Below are 25,252 nucleotides of genomic sequence, written 5' to 3'. Positions count from 1 at the left end.
CCCGACCTGGCGTTCATCCATGCTTCATCGTCGGAAAGGGATGAATCGTTTTCATAAGCACTGGACAGGCGGCCCTTGGCCCTGTCTTATCCGCTTCGGCCTTCCTTCGGGAGGCCAGGGGTTCGGGGCGGTGTTGGACTGCAGCCGTCCCGAATTCCCTTATCTTACCCGCTGTTACGGAGCGCGGTCGCGATCGCGTTGATCGACAGTTCGATGCCTTCCTTGATCCGAGCGTCATCCTCCCCGCCGCGATATCGCTTCATCAATTCGACCTGCAACAGGTTCAGCGGCTCGATATAGGGCAGGCGCAACCGGATCGATTCATCCAGCTTGGGATTCTTCTCCAGCAGGCGTGACTGGCCCGTCGCCGCGAGCAACCCATCATGGGTCAGCTGCCATCCGTCCCGGATACGCTCGAATATCGCCGCGCCGCTCGCCTGATCTTCGACCAGCGGCAAATAATGGGCCGCGATCCCCAGGTCCGACTTCGCCAGCACCATCTCCAGATTGGCGAGCGCGGACTGCAGGAATGCCCAGCTTTGCGCCATGTCGGCCAGCAGCGCCTTATCCTTGAAGGCGTCGAACGCCTGCCCCATGCCATACCAGCCGGGCAGCATCACCCGCGCCTGCGACCAGCTGAACACCCACGGAATGGCGCGCAAATCCTCGATCCGCGTGCTCTTCGTCCGGCTAGCGGGCCGTGACCCGATCTTCAGGCCCGAAATCTCCTGGATCGGCGTCAGCTGGCGGAAGAACTCCTTGAAGCCCGGCGTCCCGTAAACCAGGTCGCGATAAGCGGCGAAGGCAGTCCTGGACAGCTCGTCCATGGCGACCGCGAAACGCGCGGCGTCCCGATCCGAAATGCCCTCCGGCTCCAGGCTGGCGAGCAGCGTGGCGCTCGTCATCGCCTCCAAATTGGTCATCGCCACATCGCGCGTGCCGAACTTCGCCGCGATCACCTCGCCCTGTTCGGTGATGCGGATGCGCCCCTGCACCGTCCCCTTGGGCTGCGCCTGGATCGCCGCGAAGGACGATCCGCCGCCGCGCCCAACCGCGCCGCCCCGGCCGTGGAACAGCTGCATCGCCGTCCCCGCCTTCTCGAACACCGGCGCCAGCGCCTTGCTCGCCTGATAGAGCGACCAGGTGGAGGTGATATAGCCGCCATCCTTGTTGCTGTCGGAATAGCCGATCATCACTTCCTGATGACCCCGCTCGCGCACGACCCCCGCAATCTCGGGCAGGCCGAAATAGGCCGCCATGATGCTGGGCGCGGCCTCAAGGTCCGCGATCGTCTCGAACAGCGGCACCGCCATGATCGCCGCCTGCGCATGGGCATCGCCCTTCGCCGCGCGCCACAGCCCCGCCTCCTTCAACAGCAGGTTGACCTCCAGCAGGTCCGAAACGCTTTCCGCCTTGGAAATGATATAATGGCTGATGCAGGCGGTCCCATAAGTCCGATGCGCCTCGGCCGCGGCCTGCACGATCGCCAGTTCGGATGCCGTCTCTTCCGAATATTCCGAAAAGCGCGATCCCAGTGGCCGATTGCTCGCCAGCTCCCGCCGCAGCAGCGCGATCCGCGCATATTCATCGAGCGCGGCATAATCCTCCTGCACGCCCGCGACCTTCAGCAGCTCCGCGACGACCCGCTCATGCACATCGCTATTCTGCCGCATGTCGAGCGTGGCAAGGTGGAAGCCGAACGTCTCCACCGCCCGGATCAGCCGCCCCAGAGCGCCCCCGGTCGCCAGCGCGCCGTCGCCCTCGCTCGCCAGCCCCTGCGCCACCGTCACCAGATCGCGCCGCAAATCGCCCGGCTGGGCATAGGGCTCACCCTCCAGCCGCGAAGGCCGTGGCGGCTCCTTGCCCGTCAAACTGCGATAGGTCGCCGCCAGCCGCGCATAGATGCCCGATATCGCCCGGCGATAGGGCTCATCCTGACGGCTGGGCGAGCTGTCGCCGCTCGCTTCCGCCAGCGCCAGCACACCGTCCGGCACATGCGCCAGCTCGGTGGACAGCGACAGTTCCGCGCCCAGGGCATGCAGCGCGTCGAGATAATAAGCGACCGCCGCCTCGCACCCCCGCGCCAGCGCCGACCGCAACTGCGGAGCCTGGACAAAGGGATTGCCGTCGCGGTCGCCCCCGATCCAGTTGCCCACCCGCAGGAAACTGGGCGGCCGCACCCCCAGCACCCGCTCCCACCGCGCATAGAGGGCAGGCAGCACCGGCAGGAATACGTCGCGGAAATAGGTCAGGACATTGTCGATCTCGTCCTGCACGAACAGCTTCTGCCGCCGCAGCGGCCGTGTTTGCCACAACAGGGCGATCTGCCGGGCGATCGCCTCGTCCAGATTCTCGCCATCCTCCGTCTCGCTCCGCCCCGCATCCTTCAGCAGCATCAGGTCGGCGATGCGGTTCTTGTGGTCGATCATGCTCTTGCGCCGCACCTCGGTCGGGTGGGCGGTCAGCACCGGCACGATCAGCGAATGGTTGAGCAGCGAAAGCACAGCCTCCCGATCGATCCCATGCGCCTCCAGCCGCTCGATGGCCGAAGCCACATCCGCGTCCGGATCGGCCGCGACGCCCTGCCGGTCCTCGGCCAAATTGGCGAGCATCGAAAACAGCATGAACCCCCGGACGAACGACAGCGTATCGTCCAGGCTGAGCGCCTCCAGCCCGGTATCCACCACATCCGCGCCATGCAGCCCGCGCGCCCGATCGACCGAAGCGGATCGGATATATTCCGTCTGCCGGTAAAGCCGGTCCCCGCCATAGGCGCGGATCACATCGCCGAGCAGGCGGCCAAGATACCGAATATCCGGATTTTGCGTAACCGGAGGAACGGGAGAGGAAAGAGTCGCCATGAAATCGATGCTGCGCCGCAACAATCGCCGGGTCAAGGGTCCTAACATCCAGATCGTCATCCCGGGCTTGACCCGGGATCCCGCTTTTCTTCAAGCCATGTGAATAAGGAAGCGAGACTCCGGCTCAAGCCTGGGGTGACGACAATGAAAATAGGCTACGGCTCTAATTCCAAGCCGCCACCCCCACCCCCCGTTCGGGCTGAGCCTGTCGAAGCCCGCCCGCGCACGCCGTTAGCCACACCGCCCTTGCGCGAATCCCACCGCCTGGGCCAAAGGACATATGTGACCGCCACCATCAGCATAGGAACCGACGGCAACGGCAACCCCGTTCCGATCGACGTCGAGGAATTGCTCGCCACCCGCCTGCTCGTTCAGGGCAATTCGGGCTCCGGCAAGTCGCACCTCCTACGCCGTTTGCTGGAAGAAAGCGCGACCCTCGTCCAGCAGGTCGTCATCGACCCTGAAGGCGACTTCGTCACGCTCGCCGATGAATATGGCCATGTCGTCATCGACGCGGGCGACTATAATGAACGCGAGATCGTCAAGATGGCCGCGCGCATCCGCGAACATCGCGCCTCGGTCGTCCTCAGCCTCGAAAGCCTGGAACTCGAAGCGCAGATGAAATGCGCCGCGACCTTCCTTTCTACCCTGTTCGACGCCCCGCGCGACCATTGGTATCCCGCCCTCGTCGTGGTGGATGAAGCGCAGATGTTCGCCCCCGTCGCCGCCGGAGACGTCTCCGACGAAGCCCGCCGCCTGTCGCTGGCCGCCATGACCAACCTCATGTGCCGTGGCCGCAAGCGTGGTCTTGCGGGCGTCATCGCCACCCAGCGCCTTGCCAAGCTCGCCAAGAATGTCGCGGCCGAAGCGTCGAACTTCCTCATGGGCCGCACCTTCCTCGACATCGACATGGCCCGCGCCGCCGACCTGCTCGGCATGGAGCGCCGCCAGGCCGAACAGATACGCGATTTGGAGCGCGGACGCTTCCTCGCGCTCGGCCCCGCCATCTGCCGCCGCCCCGTCGCGGTGAAGATCGGCGCCGTGAAAACCAGCACGCGCGGCGGCACCCACAAGCTCATGCCGCCCCCGGCCGCGGCGACCGAAAATATGCAGGAACTGCTCTTCGCCAGCGCTGGAGAGGATGACGCGCTGCCGCCTCCCCCGGCCCGCGCCGACCCGCCGCCGCTCCCGGCCGAGGAACTGATGCGCGCGCTCGCCAACGCGCCCTCCGCTAAACCCGCCGCGCCCGAACTCGACTTCGGCCAGAATGAGCCCGTGGTCATCGCCGTCCTCGAAGAGATCGTGGCCGACCTTGGCGATGCGCAGCCCAGCGTCTCCACCCTCTATCAAGATTTCGGCGTCCGCTGCCGCATGAAGGGCCTGCGCACGCCCCCGCTCGACCTTTCCGCCTTCCGCAAGCGCTTCGCCATGGCGCAGGCGGGCATGTTCGACGCCGCCGACCCACGCTGGGACGATGCGATGAAGGCCGCCCAGCCGCTGCCCGAAGACATGCTGGCCCCCTTCCTCCTCATCGCCCGCGCCGCGATGCAGGGCCTGCCCTGCCCCGACGATGCCGCCCTCGCCCGCGCCTATGGCACCAGCTCGCCCGGCCGCGTCCGCCGCCTGATCGACTATATGGAAAAGATCGGCGTCATCGTCGCCCGCACCGATTTCGGCGGCCGCCGCTCGATCGGCGTGCCGCAACTCGGCCTCTCCACTGCGGCGGCCGAAGGATGAGCGTCTCCGTCCTCTTCGTCTGCCTCGGCAACATCTGCCGCTCGCCCCTGGCCGAAGCCGCCCTGCGCGCCGAAGCTGAACGCGCGAACCTTGCGGTCAAAGTGGATTCCGCTGGCACCGGCGACTGGCATGTCGATTGCCCGCCCGACAAGCGCGCTCAGGCCGTGGCCCTGCGCAATGGCATCGACATCTCCCATTATCGCGGCCGCCAGGTCACGCCCCAGGATTTTCACCGCTTCGACCACATCTTCGCCCTCGACGCGGAAAACCTCAAAAACCTCCGCTGCATCCGCCCATCGAACGGCACCGCCGATCTCCGCCTCCTCATGGACCTCGTCCCCGGCCGCGAGGGCACCAGCGTCACCGACCCCTATTTCGGCGAGGACGAAGGCTTCGATGAAACTTGGGAAGATGTGACCAAGGCCGCAAAAGCGCTCATCGAACAGCTCCGGAACTAACGCTCACCCTGCTCCTGCAAAGCCAGGAGCCCATCGCCCTTTTGTTCGCGCGGAAGCGCAGAGAGCGCTGAACTTTACTCCGCGAACTCTGCGCCTCTGCGCGAACTCAAACGATATAGCTATTTCCCTCCAAAAAATCTCATGATACACCTGCATCATGACCTCTTGGCTAGCCCTCCTCCATCAACTCCCCGCCAAGCCCCCCTATCTGCGCGTCAAAATCTGGCGCCGCCTCCAATCCATCGGCGCCGTTCCGCTCAAAAACGCCGTCCATGTCCTCCCTCATTCGGACGATTCCGAAGCCGCCTTCCGCGCCCTGCTCGAAGAAATCACCAGCAGCGGCGGCGAAGCCATCCTCACCGAAACCCGCCTCATCGCGGGCCAGTCGGACGCCGAAGTCCGCACCCTCTTCGACACCGCCCGCGACGCAGATTATGACGATCTCGCCCAATCTGCCCGCCGCCTGATGGAAACCGGCCCCGCCACCGCCGCCGACATCGCCAAGCTCCAGAAGCGTCTTGAAGAAATCAGTCGCATCGACTTTTTCGGCGCGCATGGCCGCCAGGAGGCCGAAGCCGCCCTCGCCGAACTCGACCGCCGTCGTTACCAGCACCCCGACGTCACCCGCGCGGAGCCTGCGCAGACCCCCGCGCCGCAGGATCTCACCAACCGCGTCTGGGTCACGCGCAGCGGCGTCCATGTCGATCGCATTGCCTGCGCCTGGCTGATCCAGCGCTTCATCGACCCTCAGGCCAGCTTCCGCTTCGTCGACAGCCGCTCCCACACCCCCGAGCCGGGCGAACTCCGCTTCGACATGGCCGACGCGGAATTCACTCATGAAGGCGACCGCTGCAGTTTCGAAACCCTGCTTCTGCGCGCCGCCCTCACCGAAGATCCCGCCCTGCGCGCCATCGGTGAGATCATCCACGAACTCGATATAGCCGACGGCAAATTCGCCCGCCCGGAAACTGCGGGCCTCGGCGCGATCCTGTCGGGCGTCTGCGCCTCCACCGACGACGACCTCCAGCGCATCGCCCTTGCCAGCGACGCCCTCAACCAGTTCCACGCTTTCTTCAGCAATCGAAAGGCCGATCGATGAGCAGCAACGCATCGACCCTCTCCTCTGCCGCCGCGCCCGCGCCCGACCACGGCATCCCGCTCGGCGAAGCCACCCGCGTCTGGACGAAGATCGCCGCCTTGAGCTTCGGCGGTCCCGCGGGCCAGATCGCGGTCATGCACCGCCTGTTGGTCGAGGAAAAGAAATGGATCGGGGAGGAGCGTTTCCTCCACGCCCTCAACTACTGCATGCTCCTCCCCGGCCCGGAAGCGCAGCAGCTCGCCATCTATATCGGCTGGCTCCTCCACAAGACGAAGGGCGGCCTGATCGCAGGCATCCTCTTCGTCCTCCCCGGCTTCCTCGCCATCTTGGGCCTCAGCTACATCTACGTCCTCCTCGGCAAGGTCCCGCTGATCGAAGGGCTCTTCTTCGGCCTCAAGGCGGCCGTCCTCGCCGTGGTGGTGCAAGCGGTCGTGCGCGTCGGCTCCCGCGCGCTCAAGAATGGCGTGATGCGCGGCATCGCCGCTGCCGCCTTCGTCGCCATCTTCTTCCTCGACGCACCCTTCCCCCTGATCATCTTGGCAGCGGGCCTCATCGGCTATCTGGGCGGTCGCAGCGGCATCGCGCAATTCAAAGGCGGCGGCGGCCACGGCTCGGCCTCGGGCAATATCATCCACGACCGCGACACCGCGCTGGGCGAAACGCTCCCCGATCACGCCCGACCCAATCTGCGCTGGTCGCTCCAGATCTCCACGGTGCTCCTGGCTCTCTGGCTCGCCCCGGTCCTCGCGCTCTTCCTCATCCTCGGCCCGAATGACGTCTTCACCCGCATCGCCGGCTTCTTCAGCCAGATGGCGGTCGTCACTTTCGGCGGCGCTTATGCGGTCCTCGCCTATGTCGCGCAGGAAGCGGTCGGCACCTTCGATTGGCTCCGCCCCGGCGAGATGCTCGACGGCCTCGGCATGGCCGAAACCACCCCCGGCCCGCTGATCATGGTGACGCAGTTCGTCGGCTTCCTCGCCGCCTTCCGCGATTCAGGAGCGCTCGCCCCGCTCGCCGCCGCAACGCTCGGCGCGATCCTCACCACCTGGGTGACCTTCGTCCCCTGCTTCCTCTGGATCTTCGCAGGCGCGCCCTTCATCGAACGCCTGCGCGGCAACCGCGCCCTGTCCTCCGCCCTCACCGCCATCACGGCGGCAGTCGTGGGCGTGATCCTGAACCTTGCTCTCTGGTTTGCGATCCACACGCTCTTCGCCAGGGTCCACGCCATGCCCACTCCAACCGGATCGCTCGACGTGCCGGTCCTCGCGTCGATCAACGTGCCCGCGCTCATCCTCTCCGCCGCCGCCCTGATCGCCGTCCTGCGCTTCAAGGCCGGAGTGCTCCCCGTCCTCCTCTGCTCGGCAATAGCGGGCGCGGCCTATGTCCTCCTGACCTAAGGCGGCGCAGACGCGACAAGCGCGCGAACTGCTTCAAAAAAGTTGATGCTTGTCGCGTTTAACCTGTTTTATAGCCGCTGCGAGCGTCCCGGTGATATAGGGACCGCCATAAGAAATAAGAGAGAGGATTTGGGCCATGCGCCCCCATGACGCATCACATTTTACCGCCTGCGCGGCCCATGAAGCGCAGCAGGCCAGAGAAGCTCGCCTGCGCGGAGCGGACCAGGCAACCATCGCCCTGCACAATGAACGCGCCGTCCGCTACCAGGCCATGGCCCTGCGCCTGAAGCGCAACTCCGGCAACGCGCTGAACTGATCCGAAAGCTCAAATCCTAAACCCTCCCCGTCAAAGATGGGGAGGGGTGCCATCGGCCCCGCCGATGGTGGAGGGGAACTGCGCAACCTCCGGCCTGCCCGCTCCCTGCGCCCTCAGCCCGTCATGTCAGCGAAAGCTGGCATCTCTGCCCACAGCGCGCCCTCTAAGATCCCAGCTTCCGCCGGGGATGGCGGCTCCCACCAACTCACCCCCTTGCCCTCCGCTTGCACGCTCGCTATCGCCACTCCACCCGGGTCACCCCGGTTTGATCGCGCCGGTGCCTCGAAAGAGGCTTAAAAGGGAACATGGTGCAGGAGGCGTCCGCCTCCTCAAGCCAAGGCTGTCCCTGCAACTGTAAGCGGCGAGCGCGATGCACATCGCCCTTCCTCACAGGCAGGAAGGGCAAGTCACTGGGCCGGACGCTAAATCCTGCGGGGCCCGGGAAGGCCGTGCATCAAGCGACGACCCGCGAGCCAGGAGACCTGCCTGCGTCTGGTCGCTCTTGCCTTGGTCCAGGGGATGGCCGCGGCACGGTAACTTCCGTCTGAGCGACGAACGAGCGGTGGAGGCCGCTTCGGTGACGTTGGCGGCCGCCTTGGGGGCGTCCGGCTGTCGGCGTGCGCCGGCCGTTCGCGTGGGCGGCAGGTCTCTTACCGGATGTCGCCAGACGCCCGGAGTGAATGACATGAAATCCCGTAACTCACTGGCATGGGCGGCCTGCGCCCTGACCACCAGTCTTTCCGCTTCCCCTGCACGTGCCGCCGATGATGCGGAAACCGCCGAAGCCGCCGCCACCATCGTCGTTTTCGGCCGGGGAGAGGATAAGATCGGCACCGCACATGCCGCCAGCGAAGGCAGCGTCGGCGGCGCGGACCTGCTCGTCCGCCCGCTGCTGCGCGTCGCCGAACTGCTCGAAGCCGTGCCCGGCATGGTCGCCGCCCAGCATTCGGGCAGCGGCAAGGCCAATCAATATTTCCTGCGCGGGTTCAACCTCGATCATGGGTCGGACTTCACCACCTATATCGACGGCGTTCAGATGAACTTTCGCACCCATGGCCATGGTCATGGCTATCTCGACCTCAACGGCCTCATCCCCGAAATCGTCGCGCGCGAGGATTTTCGCAAAGGTCCCTACCGCGCGGACGGCGGCGACTTCGCGCTGGCGGGCGCGGCCTATATGACCACGATCGACGGCTATGACCGTCCCTGGATATCGGCGGAGGGCGGCTCCTATGGCTGGCGCAGGCTGGCGGCGGGCGGCACCGTGAAAGCGGGCGGCGGCGACCTCACTCTCGTCGCGCAGGCCAAGGCTTATGACGGCCCTTGGGAAGAACCGGAACATCTGCGCCATTATGCAGGGTTCGCCAAATATGCGCTGCCCGCCGGCCCCGGAAAGCTGGAAGCATCGGTCCACGCCTATCGTGCGACCTGGCGCCCGACCGAGCAGATTCCCGAACGGATCATCGGCACGCCCCAATGTCCGGACGTCTTTTGCTCGCCCGATCCATCCGCACGCGGCGAAACCACGCGCATCATCGGCAATCTCGCCACCGTCCAGCCGACGTGGCGGGCCAATCTTTACGCGCAATTCTACGACTGGACGATGTTTTCCAATCCCACCTATGCCGATCCGGACGGGACCAGCGCGCAGATCGAACAGTTCGACCGCCGCTGGGTCCTTGGCCTGACCGGCGAGAAGCGCTGGGACCTGGGTCCCGTTCTCCAGCTGAAACTCGGCACGGAGAACCGCTATGACGCGATCGGCAATGTCGGCGTCAACCGCACCGCAGACCGCGCCTTCCTGGCCTCGCTCGGCCGCTACCGGGTGAAGGAAGCCTCCGCCGCCCTCTATGGGGAAGCGACCCTTACGCCCCTGCCCGGCCTGCGCCTGACCGGCGGGTTGCGCGGCGACCATTATCATTATTCGGTCACGGCGAAGGACGCGGCCGCCGCAGCCTTGGGCGAAGGCAGCGGCTCCGACACCCTCGTTTCGCCCAAGGCCGCGATCGCCTATCAGCTAAGTCCCCGCGTCGAACTCTACGCCAATTGGGGCCGGGGCTTTCATTCCAATGATGTGCGCGGCGCGGTGAACGCCACCACGCCCGTCCCTCTGCTCGTCCGCGGCACCGGCAAGGAATTGGGCGCGCGCCTGCAACTGCCCGGCTTCTCCTTCACCGCCACCTATTGGTGGCTGAATGTCGGTAGCGAACTGCGCTTCGTCGGCGATTCCAACGCCGTCGAACCGTCAGGGGCCAGCAGCCGCCATGGCTATGAACTGGTCGCCTTCTGGCGTCCTTTCCCCTGGCTCGCCTTCGACGGCAACTACACCGCCAGCCACTCGCGCTACGACAATGGCGATCATATTCCCAACGCGTTCAAAAATGCCGCCTCCGCCGGGGCGGCGATCGTTCTCGACCCATGGGAAGCCAGCATCCGCCTGCGCCATCTCGGCCCCTCGCCGCTGATCGAGGACAATAGCGTGCGCGATCCCGGCAGCACCGTCGTCAACGCCCGCGCCGCCTGGAAGGGGAAGCATGTCCAGATTTATGGCGAGCTGCTCAACATCCTTGCCAGCCGAGACAAGGACATCGCCTATTATTATGAATCCTACATTCCGTCCTTTGACGCTGGCGGGCCGGTGGAAGGCCGCCTGAGCCGCGTCGTGGAACCGCGCACATTGCGGGTCGGCGCGAAGTTCAGCTTCTGATGATCACCGGGAAGGCCGCTGCCGGAACTGCGGATAGCCGCCTTCCCATTATCATTTGGCTAAAAGAACGCTCATGTCCTTAAAGTAAAAGGTGCAGGCTATTTAGATATATATCTGCTTTACTTATGTTATGGCTTTGAAAAATTTCGAGCAATAGTTGACGCGGCTTCCTCGCTGTGTAACTTTCCCCTACGGCAAGCTGAACAAAAGAATCGGCTGCTGGAGAGGATGCCAATGAAACATGCACCCGTCAGGGGCGCCGTCTTCCACGCAATCTTGCGGGATTGCCTGGAAGCACAGCGCGCGCCAAAAGAAACTGAAATACAACTGATCGCTTGTAAGATCTGGCAAGACAGTTTCGCCGCTATCTCAAATAAAAACTGGCATGACCTCGTTCCTGGTAGCGAGGAATATGAATATACCATCAGCGCCGCTCGGATGGCCTTCGGCATCCACGCCGCGAACACCGCCGCCTGAAAACTATCCCCTAGACTAAATTTCGCAGCCCCCCGGAAGCGCTCGGGCAGGCCCGCCATGTCCTCCCTTCATGGCCTTCCTGCCCGAGCGCATTTTTCTCGCCACTTCCTTCATTATTTCGTCTCCGCCCCCATCTAGGAACCGCAAGATAATCGCGGGACGGGATAGAAAGATGCAGGATCCGGTTGTCATCACAGGCTACGCCAGAACCCCCATGGGCGGCTTCCAGGGCGTCCTGTCTCCTCTCAAGGCGACAGACCTCGGCGCAGCCGCCGTCAGGGCCGCGGTCGAACGATCGGCCGTCTCTTCCGACGCCATCGACCGCATCTATATGGGCTGCGTCCTCGCCGCCGGTTTGGGACAGGCCCCCGCCCGCCAGGCCGCGCTCGGCGCTGGCCTCCCTCGCTCGGTCGAAGCCACCACCGTCAACAAGATGTGCGGCTCAGGCATGCAGGCCGCGATCATGGCGCAGGAAGCGCTGCTCGCCGGAAGCGCCGACATCATCGTCGCGGGCGGCATGGAAAGCATGACCAACGCCCCCTATGCGCTGCCCAAGCATCGCTCCGGCGCGCGCATCGGCCATGACCGCATCATCGACACGATGATGATGGACGGACTGGAAGACGCTTATGAACCCGGCAAGGCGATGGGCGTCTTCGCCGAAGAAGCCGTCCGCGACTATCAGTTCACCCGCGAGCAGCAGGACGCCTATGCCGTCCGCTCGCTGGAACGGGCACAGGCGGCCATCGCCAGCGGCGCATTCCAGCAGGAGATCACGCCCCTGTCCGTCCCCGGCCGCTCCGGCGAAACGCTGGTCGACACCGACGAGCAGCCGGGCAAGGCCCGCCCGGAGAAAATCCCCTCGCTAAAGCCCGCCTTCGTCAAGGACGGGACGATCACCGCCGCCAATTCCTCTTCCATATCCGACGGCGCGGCCGCGCTCGTCATGACCCGCCGCAGCATTACCGATCGCCTCGGCCTGCCGGTCATCGCCACCGTGGTCGCCAGCGCCGCCCATGCCCATGAGCCCTCGCGCTTCACCACCGCACCTGTCCCCGCCATGACCAAACTGCTCGACCGCACTGGATGGTCGGTGGCGGACGTCGATCTTTTCGAAGTCAACGAAGCCTTCGCCGTGGTCGCCATGATCGCCGCGAAGGAACTGGGCATCCCTGCCGACAAGCTCAACGTCAACGGCGGCGCGACGGCCCTCGGTCACCCCATCGGGGCCAGCGGCGCGCGTATCCTCACCACCTTGATCGCCGCGCTCCAAAGCCGCGGTTTAAAGCGCGGAGTCGCCAGCCTGTGCATCGGCGGCGGGGAAGCGACCGCCATGGCCGTCGAACTCGCCTGATCCTGCGAAGCGGGGGGAACGATCCGCGCGCTCATGACTTGGACAAGGGGAAGAGAGGATGAGGTTTCCCCTTGTATCACAGCCCGGTCCCATATTGCGGCGGCGCGCCTCTTCCCGATGAGCTGTGGACGCGGTGGAATTGGGACCCGCTTCTCCTTGTCTTCCTCGCTGCCTGCCTGTTCATCGCCTTGCGCCTGCCCCCCGGCCGCCGCGGCGCAGCGCTCGGCCTCGCCGGACTTTGGGCGTTCCTCTATGTCTCACCCTTCTGCGCCCTGGGATCGGCCCTCTTCTCGGCACGCGCTGTCCATCACCTCGCGCTTATCCTGATCGCAGCCCCCCTGCTCGCTCGCGCCGCAGGAGGGTGGCGTATCAAGGGATCGCTCTCCACCTGGACCGTCCTGCAGGCGCTGATCCTCTGGTTCTGGCATGCCCCTGCCGCCTATGAATGGGCGCTCTCGTCCTCGCTCGTCTTCTGGGCGATGCAGTTCAGCATCCTCATCTCCGCCGCGGCCTTCTGGCATGCGCTCGCACGCTCGGCGCTGCCGGGCAAGATCATCGCGCTCTTTGCGACCATGATGCAGATGAGCCTTCTCGGCGCACTCATTGCTTTCGCGGGCACGGCCCTCTATCGGCCGCACTGGCTGACCACTCAGGCCTGGGACTTCAGCCCCCTCGCAGATCAGCAGATGGCGGGGCTCCTCATGTGGATACCGGGCGGCACGCTCTATCTTGCCGCCACCCTCTACTACGCCTGGCACATTCTTGCCGAGCCGGAAGAACAGCCGCTGACCTATGTCGGCCTGGGCGACAGGGTATAAAGATAAGCGGCAATGTCCCGCGCTTCCTGATCACCGATGCCCATGTCCGGCATGGCGTTGCCCGGTACGACCGATTGCGGAAAGCGGATCCAGCGCACCAACGCGGCCGGATCGTTGCGCAGCACCCCAGCCACCGTCTTGCGCGCCGAAAAACCCGCCAGCGAAGGCGCGGACGCGCCGCGCGGTCCCGCAATGCCTGGTATCTCGTGGCAGGCGCTGCACTGCCGGGCGATGATCGCCCGCTCCCCCCGTTCAACCGCGCCGCCGGTCAGGGCCTGCGCATGCGCTTCCTGCATGCTGCTTTCCTGCCGCTGCTGCACCACGAAGCTGGCGATCGAGCCCAGCAAGCCGAATCCGCCCAGCAGCGCTGCGAACCAAAGGCTGGATGGAATGCGCCTCATGCCCGGCACCCCGTCAGGATCAGCACCGCCAATGCCTGAAACAGCAGCGCCAGAAAGAATATCCCCACCCACAACAGCGCGCCCCATTTCCCCGGAGCCAGCCGCACCAGCGCCCAGCTGGCGAGGCCGATGATCAGCAGGAACAGCGCCATCCCTACGGCGGTCCAGGGCGGCCCTGGCGGACAGGCCGCGTGCAGTATGAAGCTCAGGCCCTGCTGGCTTGCAAACCACAGCAGCGGCGGCGCGGCGAAGAGGATGGCGTAGCGGGCGTTCCTGCTCATGCCAGCCTCGGCGCCCAATAGACCAGCGCATATATCGGCAGCCAGCTCAGCTCCACGAACCGCCAGTAATTGCCGTTATCCTCGACATCCGCGAACTGCCGGTCGCCCACCTCATGCGTGTGCAGCCAAAGCGCCAGCACCACCGTGTCGCCCCAGTCGGTCACCAGATGGACCGTATGCAGGATCATCAGCATCCACAGCACGGAGCCATAGGCATTCTCATCCCATCGCAGCCCCAGCACGGTGAACTCCAGCGCGCGCGGAATGAACAGCATCAATCCGGCCGCACTCATCACGATGATGCCGATCCTCACCGCGCGCTCATCCTGGGCTCGCGCCTTCTTGATCAGCCATCTATTGGGTATCTCGCTCAGCAGCAGACCCAGGGTGAAGACCACGCCCCACAGCAATTCCGGCGGAGCAAAGCCCTTGGGCGGCCAGGATGGGCTCGCCACCATCAGATACAGATAGGAGCCGCCCGCCAGCAGGAAGGCTGTGCCCTCTATCGCCATGAAGCCGGTATTGCCCCACCAGGCCAGGCTCGCCGCGCCATGTTTGCTGGCGGGCAGGTCCGACAGGTCGCCATGGATGGAGATCGGCCGGTCGCTCATGCCACAGCCTCCTTGCGCCGCCGCCGGGTCGGCCAGAACCACAAAGTCAGAGCCACGCCGAGCGGCAGCGCGCCCCAAACCAGCGCCCATGGCGTGAAGATGCTCCCCACGAACAATGCCGACGTCACCAGCGCGGAGACGAGCGGCCAGATTGACGGCCCAGGGCTCGGCTGGCGATATTGCGGCTTGGCGTCGACCAGCGAGGTGACGAGCACCTCCCTGTCCCGGCTCGAAAGGCCGCGCAGAACGGGGAAGGGCTCCAGCTCATCATCCCACATCGGCGTGGCGCTCTTGACGACCGGCACATAGGCGAAGCCATAGGCAGGCGGCGGCGAACTCGCCGCCCATTCCAGCGTCGATCCGCCCCAGGGATCGGCGCCCGCATGCCTGCCCCGCCAATAGCTGAAAAAGGCGTTGGCGACGAAGATCGCCGCTCCGGCCGACGCGATGACCGTGCCTCCTGTCGCGACCAGGTTCAGGTCGCCCCAGCCCATCTCCGGCCCATAAGTGTAGATGCGGCGCGGCATGCCCATCAGGCCCAGCAGGTGCATGGGAAAGAAGGCGATGTTGAACCCCGCGACGATCAGCGCGCAGCTGACTATCCCCCAGCGATCCGACATCATGCGCCCGGTCGCCTTGGGATACCAATAGGTGAAAGCGCCAAAGAGCGGGAACATCGCGCCGCCGATCAGCACATAATGCAAGTGCGCGACGACGAAATAAGTGTCGGTCAGCTGCAGGTCCAGCGGCGCGGACGCGGTCATCACGCCCGACAGCCCGCCAATGACGAACGTCAGGATGAACGCCACGATCCACAGCAGCGGCGTGCGATAGCTGGGCCGTCCAAGGGCAATGGTCGCGATGAAGCAGAATATCTGGATACCGGCCGGCAATGCGATCGCCATGCTCGCCGCCGTGTAGAGCGCGTTGCCGACCTTGGGCAGGCCCACGGCGAACATATGATGTACCCACAGGCCAAAGGCGAGGAAGGCGATGGCCAGCATCGACAGCACCACCGGGACATGGCCGAACAACCGCCGCCGCGAAAATGTCTCCACGATCGCGGAAACGAAACCCAGTCCCGGCAGGAAGATGATGTAAACTTCCGGATGGCCGAAGAACCAGAAGAGATGCTGGAACAACAGCACGTCCCCGCCGCTCGCGGGACTGAAGAAATGCGTCGAAACCAGCCGGTCGGCGATCAGCATGGACGTCACCAGCATCACCGCGGGCAACGCCAAAATGGTCATCACCGCCGACACCAGCATCGCCCACAGAAAAGCGGGCATCCGCGCCAGCGTCATGCCTGGCGGCCGCATCTTCAATATGGTGACGGCGACATTGACCGATACCGCGAGCGCCGCGACCTCTGTGAATGTGATCATCTGCGCCCAAATGTCCGCACGATGTCCGGGCGAATAGGATAGCCCAGACAGGGGGGGATATTCGAACCAGCCAAGGTCCGGCGTCACCCCCACCATATGCGGCAGCCACAGCATCAGGACGCCGCCCAGATACAACCAGAAACTGAACGCGTTAAGGCGGGGAAAGGCCATCGTCCGCTGCCCCAGCATCAACGGCACCAGCCACATCGCCATGGCCTCCATCACCGGCACCGACACCAGGAACAACATGGTCGATCCATGCAGGGCGAAGGATTCATTATAAAGCTGCGCCGTCATCCGGTGCATCTGCGGCTGGCTCAGCTGAATGCGCATGTCGAGCGCCAGCAACCCGGACAGGATCAGCAGCGCCATCGCCGTCAATATGTATCGCCCGGCGATCCGGCGGGGGTTCACGCTGGTCAGGAAACCCCACAGCCCCGGCGGGTCCGACCAGGTGGCGCGCAGCATGTCATGCTCCACGCTCATCGCAGCGTCTCCAGATAGCGGGCCACGGCCTCGGCATCCCGGGGCGAAAGGTCGCTCGGCGGCATGGACGTCCCTGGCTTCATCGCCTGGGACTGTATGATCCACCCGCGCAAGCTGCCCCGCGTCAGCGGTGCCATGCCCGCCGCGATCGTTCGGCGCGACGCCAGATGGGTAAGATCAGGCCCGACCCGCCCCTGCGCGCCCGTCCCCCTTATCTGGTGACAGACCGCGCAACTGCCTTGCTCGACGATCGCCCGCCCTGCTGCATTGCCCGCCGCAGGCTCCGCCTGATGCGCGAGCCAGCGGCTGAACTCGCCCGGCTGCTCGACCTTCGCCACCAGCGCCATATTGGCGTGCTGCGTTCCGCAAAATTCAGCGCATTGTCCTCTGAACCATCCGATCTTGCCCGGCGTCACCGTCATGCTGTTTATCCGCCCCGGTATCATGTCCATCTTGCCCGCCAGATTGGGAATCCAAAAACTGTGGATCACATCCGCCGCTCGCAGTTCCAGCGCCACGGGAACGCCCATCGGAAGGTGCAGTTCGTTCGCGGTCTCGATCCATCGTCCCCGCCCCGCCTCATATTCGATGCGCCACCACCATTGATGCCCGGTCACCCGCACGCGCAGCGCCTGTTGCGGGGCCGCGCCCAGCGTCCGGTCGGCAAGGAAGCTGCCGAGCACCAGAATGACCAGCCCGAACAGGATCAGTCCGATCCAGACCCCCAGCGCCGCCCGCACGCCCTGCTCTCCAGTGCCAGCGACGGCGCGCCGCCTTACCAGGCTCCAGCCGAGGAACAGGATGACGAGCAGATAGGCGATGCCGCACACCCACAGCATCAGTTGGAACAGCGACATGAGCGTCGCCGCATGATCGGCCGCCGGGTGCAAGGCGGATTGCCGCTGCCCGCATCCCGGCAGTAGCGCCAACGCCAGCAGGGCCAGCCAACGGCTCATAAGGGCCCCTGCCATTGCTTGGCTATCGGCTCGCCCTTCTGGTCCACCGCCTGCCGGTGCCGCTTCGCCGGGTCGGTGGCGGGTAGTGAATTGAGATAGGCGCTGATCTGCCATCTTTGTTCGGCAGCGATCCTGCGGTCATAACCCTTGTGGCCGATCCGCGCATAATAGGTCACGAACGACAGGCGCGGCGGCCATCCCGCTTTCGGCTCGCCATGGCAATCGGTGCAGCCATACCAGATGAAATAGCGCCCCCCCTGCGAGATCTGATAGAAATTGTCCTTGATGGCGGCGATGCGCGGATCGTCCGGCCCGGTCGGGGCTGATGTCGGCTGCGGCGCTGTCAATGCGCGCTGTTCGGAACTGCATCCTCCCGCCAGAAGAAGGCTTGTGATGATCGCGCCGATCCGCAGTCGCATGCCACGCCTGCCTCCTCAGGATGCCCGGCTGATCGTCACGGGCACCGACTTCGCCGCGGGAACATGGCTTTCCTCGGCATGATGCTCGATCGGGATCAGCACATTGCATTCGGGATAATAGGCGCCCAGGCAGCCGCGCGGGATATTATAGACGGTGGCGATCAGGCCCGGCCGCCGCCGCACCCGCCCGTCCTGCGAAGCGCCCTCCAACGTCACGACGTCGCCTTCCCGCAACCCTTCCTGCATCATGTCTTCTGCGTTCATGAAAAGAACGTCGCGCGTCCCCTTCACGCCGCGGAAACGATCATGATAGCCATAGATGGTCGTGTTGAACTGATCGTTGGAGCGCAGCGTCATCAGCCGGTACTGACCACCCTTGTCCGCAAAGCCGGTCGCCGACATGCCGGACGGCGGCAGGAATTCCGCCTTGCCGCTCGGCGTCTCCCATATCCGCTCCGCCGCCTTGTTCCCTTTCCAAAAGCCGCCCGGCTGGAACAGGCGCTGGTTGAAATCCTTGAACTTGTCGGGATAGGTCGCTTCGATCGCGTCCCTGATCCGGCTGTAATCCGCGACCCAGCTGTCCCAATCGATCCGCGAATTGGGCGGCAGCAGCCGCTTGGCCAGCGCCGCCACGATCGCCGGTTCGGACAGCAGATGCTTGCTCGCAGGCTCCGCCTTGCCCAGCGACCCATGAATACAGCTGGTGGAATCCTCCATCGACACCGCCTGCGGGCCGCTTTGCTGCACATCCCGCTCGATACGGCCGAGGCAGGGGAGCAGGTAGGTCAGGCGGCCCGGAAACAGGTGGCTGCGGTTCAGCTTGGTCGCGATATGCACGGCGAGGTCCAGGCGCGGCCAGGCCGCCTCCATCTTCTCGGTATCGGGGATGGCACGCAGGAAATTGCCGCCCAGCCCGACAAAGGCCCTCACCGATCCATCGACTATGCCCTGGCATGTCTCGACCGTATCGAACCCTTTTTCCGTGGGCGGGTCGAACCCATAAAGCTCCTTCAGCTTCTCAACGGGCACCAGTTCCGTCTTTTCCGTGATGCCGACCGTGCGCTGCCCCTGCACATTGCTGTGGCCGCGCACCGGCATCGGTCCAGCGCCGGGTTTACCGATATTTCCGCGCAACAGCAGCAGGTTGACGAGCATGCGAACATTCTCGACCCCCTTCACATGCTGGGTCAGCCCCATGCCGTAAATGCCCATCACCGCCTTGGACCGGGCATAGACGCGCGCCGCTTCTTCCAGCGCCCAGCGGGTAAGGCCGGATTCCTGCTCTATTTCCTCCCAGGATGACGCCCGCACCTTGTCCGCAAAGGCGTGGAAATCCTTCGTATGCTGCTCGATGAACTGGTGATCCAGCACCGGCGGGTCGCCGACCGCCTTGGCCGCATCGTCCCATTCGATCAGGAACTTGGCCAGCCCCGTGATGGCCGCAATGTCACCGCCGGCCTTCACCTGATGATATTGGGTGGAAATGCCGGTCTCCTGGAGCGTCGCCATCTCGATCGGATTCTGCGGATCGGTGAAGCGCTCCAGCCCGCGTTCGCGCAGCGGGTTGAATGTGATGATCTCCACCCCCCGTTTCCGCACCCGCCGCAGGTCGTGCAGCATGCGGGGGGAATTGGACCCGACATTCTGGCCAAAGAAGAAGATCGCGTCGCACTCGTCGAAATCCTTCAACTGCGTCGTTCCGACCGGCACACCAATGGCGGCCTTCAACCCCACCGAAGTGGATTCATGGCACATGTTGGAACTGTCCGGCAGGTTCTGGTTTCCATACATCCGCGCCATCAGGCCGTACATGTAGGACGCCTCCAGGCTGGTGCGCCCGGACGAGTAGAACACCACCTTCTTGGGATCCATCGGCCGCAGGCTGGCCGCAATGGCGTCAAACGCTTCGTCCCATGAGCAGGCGACATATTTGTCCGCCGCCGCGTCATAGCGCAGCGGGTGGGTCAAGCGCCCATGCTGCTCCAGATCATAGTCCCGCCACTCGCGCAGGCTGGTGACGCTATGCTCCAGGAAGAATTCGGGCGTCGTCCGTAATTTGGTCAGTTCCCAGGCGGTCGCCTTGGCGCCTTCCTCGCAAAACTCCGCCGGATGGGGATCGCCCGGCTTCGCCCAAGCGCAACTGACGCACATGAAGCCATCGGGCTTATTCTGCCGCGCCAATTCCCGCACGCCTTCAACGGGGAAATGCTCGCGCGGCAGGATCTCGGCAAGCGAGCGGACAGAACCCCAGCCTCCCGCAGGACCCCGGAATGGCTTGATACGGGGTTTGCCCTCTTTGCCGGCCGCCATAATTGTTTCCGCTTTATGTCTCTACGACACGCAAACGGATAGGCGATGCTTTGGTTCAAAGTTTAAACTGGGTAATCCATTCGCAGATTAGCGCAGGTTTATCCTCGCCCTCTATCTCTACCGTTGCCTCGGTCGTCACCTGAATCTGCCCCGGCCGCTTCTCGACGATCTCCAGCGGCTTGAACCGCCCGCGCACACGCTTGCCCGACCGCACCGGCGACAGGAAACGCAGCTTGTTGCTGCCATAATTGATTTCGGTCGCACCCTCGGGAATGATGTCCCCCCGCGCATCTGCGCAAAGATAGGACAAGAGCGACAACGTCAGAAAGCCATGGGCTATCGTGCCGCCAAAGGGTGATTGCTTGGCGGCTTCAGGATCGACATGGATATATTGGTGATCCTTGGTCGCGTCGGCGAATTGATCGATCATCTCCTGACTGACCAGCAGCCAGTCCGACACATCTTCCTTATCGGCCCTGGATTGAAGATAATCGAAAAACTGGCTCATGATGCAGGCCCCCGCATGCCGGTTGAAGTCACCGCAAGACTATAGAAAGCTGCGGCGAATGCGACCGGAAAATCACTCCGCAGGACTCCATCCCATGACCAAGAGCTGATCAGCTGCAAGTCGATGCAGCAACCCCGGGGCTTGAATAAACTTGGCTAAGATCCCGCATGTCGCGGATATTATAGGCGGCCACCTCGACAATGTCGTTCAGCGATATGGGCATCACGCCGATGATAGGCCTGTAACTATAGGCGATCTCCACATACATGACCGCGCTGCCCCGGCTCGCCGTGATCTTCGTGCCAGGGCGCCCCATTCCCTGAAAGGCTGTCCCGTTGGCGCCATCGCCTTCGACGCCATAGCTTGACGCATGGACTTTGGTTCCGAAACAGCGCTGCCAATGTATCCATTGGCCGCCCTCGCTATTCTGCTCCAGGCTGGACAGGATGATGCGGCTGTTCCCCCGCAGGTCCATTCGATCGCCCGCTTGCAGCGACGCGCCGACGAACAGGTCGTTGATCTCCGCTTCACTCACCGGCTTGTTCGTTAAAACGGACACATCGCCCATTCGCGAAGCATTATCGGCGATCTGCGCGGCAATCTCGGACACCCGCTTTTTGATGACGATATAATGGGTATATTCGATGCCCAGCGTGCCCAGCATGACCATGAAGGGCAGGCTGAGCGCGAATTCGGTCATCGCCACGCCGCGCAGATCCGCGACCAGCACCTTAGGGCTAAGCCATTTCATATGCATTTCCGGACGGATGTAGCCGCCTGGTCTCCATAGGGCTGGTTGCGCAACACTGTCGATGCGGTGATCGAGACGGTATTGGACCATCCCAGCAGCGCCCCCATGGGCAACAGGCGAGGATAGGTCACATGCGCTGTGTAGATGACTGCATCGCGCGCGTTGCCCTGACTGCTGCGCGCGCCCTCCAGGTCGCGCGTCCCATTGCCGTTCCAATCATCGAAGCTCTCGCCATTGTTGCAGAGGCCGTCATTATTGGCGTCCAGAAACGGCTCCGCCTTCGCCTGCGCCGCTTGATAGCTGAGATAGGCCTGACGCGTGAAAGCGACGTCTCCGCCGGCGCCCGCAACCCGCATGATCTGCGAACGGACATCCTCATCCAGTTGCGCCTGGCGGGCCCCGCCGGCCGTCTCCAATGCGGATGCACGGCCCGCGCGCTGCATCTCCCCCTCCGTGATCGATTTGACATAAAGCTCGTGACCAATGTCGAACAGACCCAGGATAAGCGTTAGAAGCACCGGCACGACCAGGGCGAATTCAGTGATGGAAACGCCCCGCTCGTCACGTTTCAACAGGTGAATATGGCTGCTCATCATGGGTCAGTCCGTGATCCGCAGTTGGGCGATCTGCGTCGCGATCTCGGCAAAGCGTGCATTCAGTTCAGCGGTATTATTCGCCTGATAGGCACGTCCGGGACTGGCGCAATTCTGCAGCAGTGACGTTAGTGATGTGCCGAACGCGATGACCCACAAGGTGATGCCCTTCGCCTTGGCCGCCGTGCAGATCGCTGCGGTGCGAGCGGCAACGGTGGCGTCCTGCTCGGTCTTTGTCTGCAGTCCGGGGGAACGGCGTCGATCCAGCGCAGGCCAGCCATAGGCGTCATAATGATTGACTTCGGTATCGGTGTTGCCGTCCGTCATAAAGATCATGTGCCGGGCGATCGTACCGCCATTGGCGGCTATGGAATTTTCATCCGCGAAAATGCCGGTTGGCGACAATAGCCGCGCGCCCCAGATCAGGCCGATATCATGATAGGTCTGTCCGGAAGGCTTCAGATTGCCGAGATAGGTGGCGATTTCCGTGGATGTCCGCTGCTTCAACTTGGACGCGCTATATGGGCATACCGCATAGGTGCCGGCAAAATAATCGCCGACATTCTGATAATTGGTTGTCGTTCGGATGATGGGATTAATCGTATAGCTCGTCATCGACGTCCGCGCGAAAACTAGCTGCGGCAGCGCCGGCCTCCATCGTGTTTTCGGATCGTTGGTGGGCAGCAGGTCGATGTCCATGTCATAGGCATTGGTATAATCAGTGCCGGTGACCGTATCCCGCTCCTCGATACAGCCCGCCCAGGTCACCTGACGACTGGAGTGATTATTGCCGATCGTTGCGGTTATCTTACCGCCCGCCATGAGGTTGGAAGCTAGATTTCCCTTAAGGGGCGTCACATCATATTCGATCGGCCCATAATCCCAATAATAACGGGTGGATGTAGACGTCGTCGTCGATCCTACCGGGATCGTCGTCTCCGTCCACTTATCGACATATACGGTGTAACGGGTCTCGGTAAGAACGCACTGGCCACCCGACATCGCTACGCTGAAACTGCTGCCGTCGCGGGTGCGCTGCTTGTCGACTTCCGTCTGCGTACCGCCGGATGGATAAGGGCTCGTCCGCGTCGCCATATTCACCGTCGTGGTCTTGAGCGTGCTTGCAGGGGCCGCACAGTCCTCCAGCGGCAGTGTGGATTTAATGGTCTCCACTTTACCGGAAACATATTCCACGGCGCTGTTTGTCTTCGTGCTGGTCGTCGTAGTGGTCGTTTCCACCGGTTCAGGCACGCCATTGGGCCGACGCGACTGATAAGTCCATTTATCCACCATCCAGTCGCGCTTCAGCAGAAGGCCGACATTCACACTCTCCGAATAGGGCACAAAACCATAGCGGATGATCGAGCCGGATGTCCGTGCATTTTCCAGCGTCTGGTAGAATGATTCCACCGCCGAACGCATTGCGATTATGCGTGTCGTGGGATCTCCCGGATTGGTCTCGGCCATCGATCCGGTGGTGTCCAGCACGAACATGATATCCGAATTGGGCAGTTGCAACTCTGCCTTGCACGTTACTGCGATCGCCTTTTCATTGAAGCCGAGCACGTGCATCAATGTCATGGGAAGTACGGTCGATGCGTTCGCCGTGATCGCTCCCGTCCCGCTGGCGCTATAGCGCAGGTTGACATTCTGCGTGCCCAACGTCCCGTCGGGGAAATTCGTATGGTAGAAGCGGCTGGCGAGCGCCTCGTCATTGCTTGTCCACGACAATCCAACCATCGCTCGCCGCCCCGCGAGTACGGATGCGTCACACGCCTGCTGCATCCGCGACCGGACCAGGTACACGCGGCTCATATCCAGGCCGCTGCCCAATATTCCAATGATCGGAATCATCGACGCCGCAATGATCGATAATGTATTGCCTGCCTCGCTCCTGGCGAGCCGCTTCAAAAAGGAAGATCGATTGCGGAGCAAAACAACACCCCCCTTAATTTGTTATTTTCAACTTGCCTCCTTGAATAAGATTTACTTCGTAAAACAACACTTAAGCTAACTTAGCCTTAATTTTGATGCAGATTAAGAAATCAGACCAATTATATTTATCTAGATTAAATATCAGCTCGGAGTCGCGCTAAAACTAAATGAACAGGCGAATCTCCGCGAAGTCAGACGACATGCGTCACCTGACTTCACCGGAACCCTATCAGTAACAGTGTGCGATCTTCAGCCTTGCGAGGATTTCGACCCACTCAGATATTTGCGGCGCAGCACTGCGATGTCCAATGCGGACAAGCCCAGTCCGTCGCGCGCATAGGCTTCCATGGAACCATATTTGCGATCGACCTCATCGAAGGCGCTCTGCAGATATTCGGGCCGGACCGTCAGCACCGGTTCCAGAAAGGCGGGGTTTATTCCCGCGCCCGACGCTGCGAGCGCCTTCATCGTCGCGTCATTCTTGGCCTGCAGATACGCATTGCTCCGCAGATAATCCGCCATCACCGTCTCGCGCGGCACGCCCAGCAGCGTCAGGATCACCGCCGTTGCCCAACCGGTGCGATCCTTGCCCGCAGTGCAGTGATAGATGACCGGCTCCTGCCCGCCGTCGATCAGGCGGCGCAGCAGAGCGGCGTAAGCGGCACGCGCGCTTGGCAGCGTTACGAAGTCGCGATTGGCGCTGATCAGCATTTCCGCGCCCTTGCCCGACGCGATCGCCGCCTGCGCCTGGCGCATGTCTCCGCCCAGCGTCCCGCTCGCATCGGCCGCCACGTCCAGCACCAGCGGCCGGCCGCGCGGCGGAATGCGGTCCGGCTCGCGATCCCGTTCCGACTGCGTGCGCAGATCCACGACCAGGGACGGCCCAAGCGCGTCGATGGCGGCCAGATCCTTGTCGCTCAGCCGGTTGAGCTGATCGGACCGGAAGATGAGCCCCGGCTTCACCCACTGACCATCGGCCGTCCGATATCCGCCAACATCCCGAAAGTTCGGCGCGGTCGCCAGATGCAGCCCCTGATCCGCAACGGTCAGCGTTGCGCCGCGATCCGGGACCAGCGTGAAATACCAGCGCTTGCCCGCATCCAGACCACTGATGACTGCGCTGCCTTCCGCGCCGCCCTCTGCTGAGACAGCGCCGCTCGCGGTGCCCGCCGGGTCAGCCCCCGCATAGACGCGAACGCGTCCGGTAGCTGGAGCCCGCCAGGCGACCCGATAGCTCCCGTCCGCGCCCTTCTCGACCGACGCAGCCTTGAACGGACTTTGCGCGACCTGCGCGACGGCAGCATTGGGCGCGCTCGCCAGCTGCCGTTCTCCTACCGGCGCACAACCGGCGAGCATCGCCGCAATTATTGTCAGGACAAAGTCGCGCTTCAT

Annotated in this window: 22 protein-coding genes and 1 riboswitch; of the genes, 9 read left to right on the top strand and 13 right to left on the bottom strand. The window is 63.5% G+C overall.

Annotated elements, in window-relative coordinates; genetic code table 11:
- Window positions 1–164 precede the first annotated feature (164 nt).
- Window positions 165–2,861 (bottom strand): phosphoenolpyruvate carboxylase, encoded by a 2,697-nt coding sequence (ppc, locus tag ACZ5Y5_RS19020; RefSeq protein WP_464810985.1) that lies wholly within the window; start codon window positions 2,859–2,861, stop codon window positions 165–167.
- A 282-nt stretch (window positions 2,862–3,143) separates the two neighbouring features.
- Between ppc and ACZ5Y5_RS19015 the strand changes: the two genes are divergently transcribed.
- From ACZ5Y5_RS19015 to ACZ5Y5_RS18975, 9 genes are all read left to right on the top strand, one after another.
- Window positions 3,144–4,598, top strand: a complete 1,455-nt coding sequence (locus tag ACZ5Y5_RS19015) for a helicase HerA domain-containing protein (protein ID WP_464810984.1) — start codon at window positions 3,144–3,146, stop codon at window positions 4,596–4,598.
- Window positions 4,595–5,056: a low molecular weight protein-tyrosine-phosphatase gene (locus ACZ5Y5_RS19010; RefSeq protein ID WP_464810983.1), complete on the top strand. Its 462-nt coding sequence runs from the start codon at window positions 4,595–4,597 to the stop codon at window positions 5,054–5,056. Before ACZ5Y5_RS19015 ends, ACZ5Y5_RS19010 begins: the two co-directional genes overlap by 4 nt.
- Before the next feature lie 157 nt (window positions 5,057–5,213).
- Window positions 5,214–6,155, top strand: coding sequence for a chromate resistance protein ChrB domain-containing protein (locus tag ACZ5Y5_RS19005; protein ID WP_464810982.1), 942 nt, complete (start codon window positions 5,214–5,216; stop codon window positions 6,153–6,155).
- Complete coding sequence (gene chrA, locus ACZ5Y5_RS19000) at window positions 6,152–7,552, top strand: chromate efflux transporter (protein ID WP_464810981.1); 1,401 nt, start codon at window positions 6,152–6,154, stop codon at window positions 7,550–7,552. The genes ACZ5Y5_RS19005 and chrA overlap by 4 nt, the downstream gene beginning before the upstream one ends.
- A gap of 136 nt (window positions 7,553–7,688) precedes the next feature.
- Complete coding sequence (locus ACZ5Y5_RS18995; protein WP_464810980.1) at window positions 7,689–7,868, top strand: hypothetical protein; 180 nt, start codon at window positions 7,689–7,691, stop codon at window positions 7,866–7,868.
- A 258-nt stretch (window positions 7,869–8,126) separates the two neighbouring features.
- Window positions 8,127–8,372: riboswitch (cobalamin riboswitch) on the top strand.
- 181 nt (window positions 8,373–8,553) lie between these two features.
- Window positions 8,554–10,575 (top strand): TonB-dependent receptor, encoded by a 2,022-nt coding sequence (locus tag ACZ5Y5_RS18990; protein ID WP_464810979.1) that lies wholly within the window; start codon window positions 8,554–8,556, stop codon window positions 10,573–10,575.
- Between the two features lie 234 nt (window positions 10,576–10,809).
- On the top strand, window positions 10,810–11,052 hold the full coding sequence (locus tag ACZ5Y5_RS18985; RefSeq protein ID WP_464810978.1) for a hypothetical protein: 243 nt from the start codon (window positions 10,810–10,812) through the stop codon (window positions 11,050–11,052).
- Between the two features lie 172 nt (window positions 11,053–11,224).
- Entirely contained in the window at window positions 11,225–12,406 is a 1,182-nt protein-coding gene (locus ACZ5Y5_RS18980; protein ID WP_464810977.1) for an acetyl-CoA C-acyltransferase, read from the top strand.
- A gap of 71 nt (window positions 12,407–12,477) precedes the next feature.
- The gene (locus ACZ5Y5_RS18975; protein ID WP_464810976.1) at window positions 12,478–13,224 is read left to right on the top strand and encodes a cytochrome c oxidase assembly protein; all 747 of its coding nucleotides are present in this window, start codon (window positions 12,478–12,480) and stop codon (window positions 13,222–13,224) included.
- Here the strand turns inward: ACZ5Y5_RS18975 and ACZ5Y5_RS18970 are convergent.
- From ACZ5Y5_RS18970 to ACZ5Y5_RS18915, 12 genes are all read right to left on the bottom strand, one after another.
- Window positions 13,197–13,625, bottom strand: coding sequence for a c-type cytochrome (locus tag ACZ5Y5_RS18970; protein ID WP_464810975.1), 429 nt, complete (start codon window positions 13,623–13,625; stop codon window positions 13,197–13,199). The genes ACZ5Y5_RS18975 and ACZ5Y5_RS18970 overlap by 28 nt on opposite strands.
- A complete protein-coding gene (locus tag ACZ5Y5_RS18965; RefSeq protein WP_464810974.1) occupies window positions 13,622–13,906 on the bottom strand; it encodes a hypothetical protein in 285 nt (94 codons plus the stop codon). Before ACZ5Y5_RS18965 ends, ACZ5Y5_RS18970 begins: the two co-directional genes overlap by 4 nt.
- Complete coding sequence (locus ACZ5Y5_RS18960) at window positions 13,903–14,517, bottom strand: cytochrome c oxidase subunit 3 (RefSeq protein WP_464810973.1); 615 nt, start codon at window positions 14,515–14,517, stop codon at window positions 13,903–13,905. Before ACZ5Y5_RS18960 ends, ACZ5Y5_RS18965 begins: the two co-directional genes overlap by 4 nt.
- The gene (locus ACZ5Y5_RS18955; protein WP_464810972.1) at window positions 14,514–16,388 is read right to left on the bottom strand and encodes a cbb3-type cytochrome c oxidase subunit I; all 1,875 of its coding nucleotides are present in this window, start codon (window positions 16,386–16,388) and stop codon (window positions 14,514–14,516) included. The genes ACZ5Y5_RS18960 and ACZ5Y5_RS18955 overlap by 4 nt, the downstream gene beginning before the upstream one ends.
- The gene (locus ACZ5Y5_RS18950; protein ID WP_464810971.1) at window positions 16,385–17,344 is read right to left on the bottom strand and encodes a cytochrome c oxidase subunit II; all 960 of its coding nucleotides are present in this window, start codon (window positions 17,342–17,344) and stop codon (window positions 16,385–16,387) included. The genes ACZ5Y5_RS18955 and ACZ5Y5_RS18950 overlap by 4 nt, the downstream gene beginning before the upstream one ends.
- A complete protein-coding gene (locus tag ACZ5Y5_RS18945) occupies window positions 17,341–17,763 on the bottom strand; it encodes a hypothetical protein (protein ID WP_464810970.1) in 423 nt (140 codons plus the stop codon). Before ACZ5Y5_RS18945 ends, ACZ5Y5_RS18950 begins: the two co-directional genes overlap by 4 nt.
- Window positions 17,764–17,778: 15 nt before the next feature.
- Entirely contained in the window at window positions 17,779–20,073 is a 2,295-nt protein-coding gene (locus tag ACZ5Y5_RS18940) for an FdhF/YdeP family oxidoreductase (RefSeq protein WP_464810969.1), read from the bottom strand.
- 55 nt (window positions 20,074–20,128) lie between these two features.
- Window positions 20,129–20,581, bottom strand: a complete 453-nt coding sequence (locus tag ACZ5Y5_RS18935; RefSeq protein WP_464810968.1) for a MaoC family dehydratase — start codon at window positions 20,579–20,581, stop codon at window positions 20,129–20,131.
- Between the two features lie 109 nt (window positions 20,582–20,690).
- Window positions 20,691–21,332, bottom strand: coding sequence for a TadE/TadG family type IV pilus assembly protein (locus tag ACZ5Y5_RS18930; protein WP_464810967.1), 642 nt, complete (start codon window positions 21,330–21,332; stop codon window positions 20,691–20,693).
- Window positions 21,329–21,925 carry a TadE/TadG family type IV pilus assembly protein gene (locus ACZ5Y5_RS18925; RefSeq protein ID WP_464810966.1) on the bottom strand — a complete coding sequence of 199 codons (597 nt, stop codon included), beginning with the start codon at window positions 21,923–21,925 and terminating at the stop codon, window positions 21,329–21,331. Before ACZ5Y5_RS18925 ends, ACZ5Y5_RS18930 begins: the two co-directional genes overlap by 4 nt.
- 6 nt (window positions 21,926–21,931) lie before the next feature.
- Complete coding sequence (locus ACZ5Y5_RS18920; protein WP_464810965.1) at window positions 21,932–23,836, bottom strand: pilus assembly protein TadG-related protein; 1,905 nt, start codon at window positions 23,834–23,836, stop codon at window positions 21,932–21,934.
- Between the two features lie 273 nt (window positions 23,837–24,109).
- The gene (locus ACZ5Y5_RS18915) at window positions 24,110–25,252 is read right to left on the bottom strand and encodes a tyrosine-protein phosphatase (protein ID WP_464810964.1); all 1,143 of its coding nucleotides are present in this window, start codon (window positions 25,250–25,252) and stop codon (window positions 24,110–24,112) included.

The sequence above is a fragment of the Sphingobium sp. TomTYG65 genome (assembly GCF_055395525.1).
This window is presented reverse-complemented; position numbering and strand designations above follow the sequence as displayed.

Bases quoted from the DNA above. Each gene is read 5' to 3' on its own strand.
- ACZ5Y5_RS18915 (WP_464810964.1), bottom strand. From the start codon at position 25,252: ATGAAGCGCGACTTTGTCCTGACAATAATTGCGGCGATGCTCGCCGGT.
- ACZ5Y5_RS18955 (WP_464810972.1), bottom strand. From the start codon at position 16,388: ATGAGCGTGGAGCATGACATGCTGCGCGCCACCTGGTCGGACCCGCCG.
- ACZ5Y5_RS19010 (WP_464810983.1), top strand. From the start codon at position 4,595: ATGAGCGTCTCCGTCCTCTTCGTCTGCCTCGGCAACATCTGCCGCTCG.
- ACZ5Y5_RS18930 (WP_464810967.1), bottom strand. From the start codon at position 21,332: ATGAAATGGCTTAGCCCTAAGGTGCTGGTCGCGGATCTGCGCGGCGTG.
- ACZ5Y5_RS18935 (WP_464810968.1), bottom strand. From the start codon at position 20,581: ATGAGCCAGTTTTTCGATTATCTTCAATCCAGGGCCGATAAGGAAGAT.
- ACZ5Y5_RS18940 (WP_464810969.1), bottom strand. From the start codon at position 20,073: ATGGCGGCCGGCAAAGAGGGCAAACCCCGTATCAAGCCATTCCGGGGT.
- ACZ5Y5_RS18985 (WP_464810978.1), top strand. From the start codon at position 10,810: ATGAAACATGCACCCGTCAGGGGCGCCGTCTTCCACGCAATCTTGCGG.
- ppc (WP_464810985.1), bottom strand. From the start codon at position 2,861: ATGGCGACTCTTTCCTCTCCCGTTCCTCCGGTTACGCAAAATCCGGAT.
- ACZ5Y5_RS18950 (WP_464810971.1), bottom strand. From the start codon at position 17,344: ATGAGCCGTTGGCTGGCCCTGCTGGCGTTGGCGCTACTGCCGGGATGC.
- ACZ5Y5_RS18925 (WP_464810966.1), bottom strand. From the start codon at position 21,925: ATGAGCAGCCATATTCACCTGTTGAAACGTGACGAGCGGGGCGTTTCC.
- ACZ5Y5_RS19005 (WP_464810982.1), top strand. From the start codon at position 5,214: ATGACCTCTTGGCTAGCCCTCCTCCATCAACTCCCCGCCAAGCCCCCC.
- ACZ5Y5_RS18990 (WP_464810979.1), top strand. From the start codon at position 8,554: ATGAAATCCCGTAACTCACTGGCATGGGCGGCCTGCGCCCTGACCACC.
- ACZ5Y5_RS18965 (WP_464810974.1), bottom strand. From the start codon at position 13,906: ATGAGCAGGAACGCCCGCTACGCCATCCTCTTCGCCGCGCCGCCGCTG.
- chrA (WP_464810981.1), top strand. From the start codon at position 6,152: ATGAGCAGCAACGCATCGACCCTCTCCTCTGCCGCCGCGCCCGCGCCC.
- ACZ5Y5_RS18945 (WP_464810970.1), bottom strand. From the start codon at position 17,763: ATGCGACTGCGGATCGGCGCGATCATCACAAGCCTTCTTCTGGCGGGA.
- ACZ5Y5_RS18970 (WP_464810975.1), bottom strand. From the start codon at position 13,625: ATGAGGCGCATTCCATCCAGCCTTTGGTTCGCAGCGCTGCTGGGCGGA.
- ACZ5Y5_RS18995 (WP_464810980.1), top strand. From the start codon at position 7,689: ATGCGCCCCCATGACGCATCACATTTTACCGCCTGCGCGGCCCATGAA.
- ACZ5Y5_RS18980 (WP_464810977.1), top strand. From the start codon at position 11,225: ATGCAGGATCCGGTTGTCATCACAGGCTACGCCAGAACCCCCATGGGC.
- ACZ5Y5_RS18960 (WP_464810973.1), bottom strand. From the start codon at position 14,517: ATGAGCGACCGGCCGATCTCCATCCATGGCGACCTGTCGGACCTGCCC.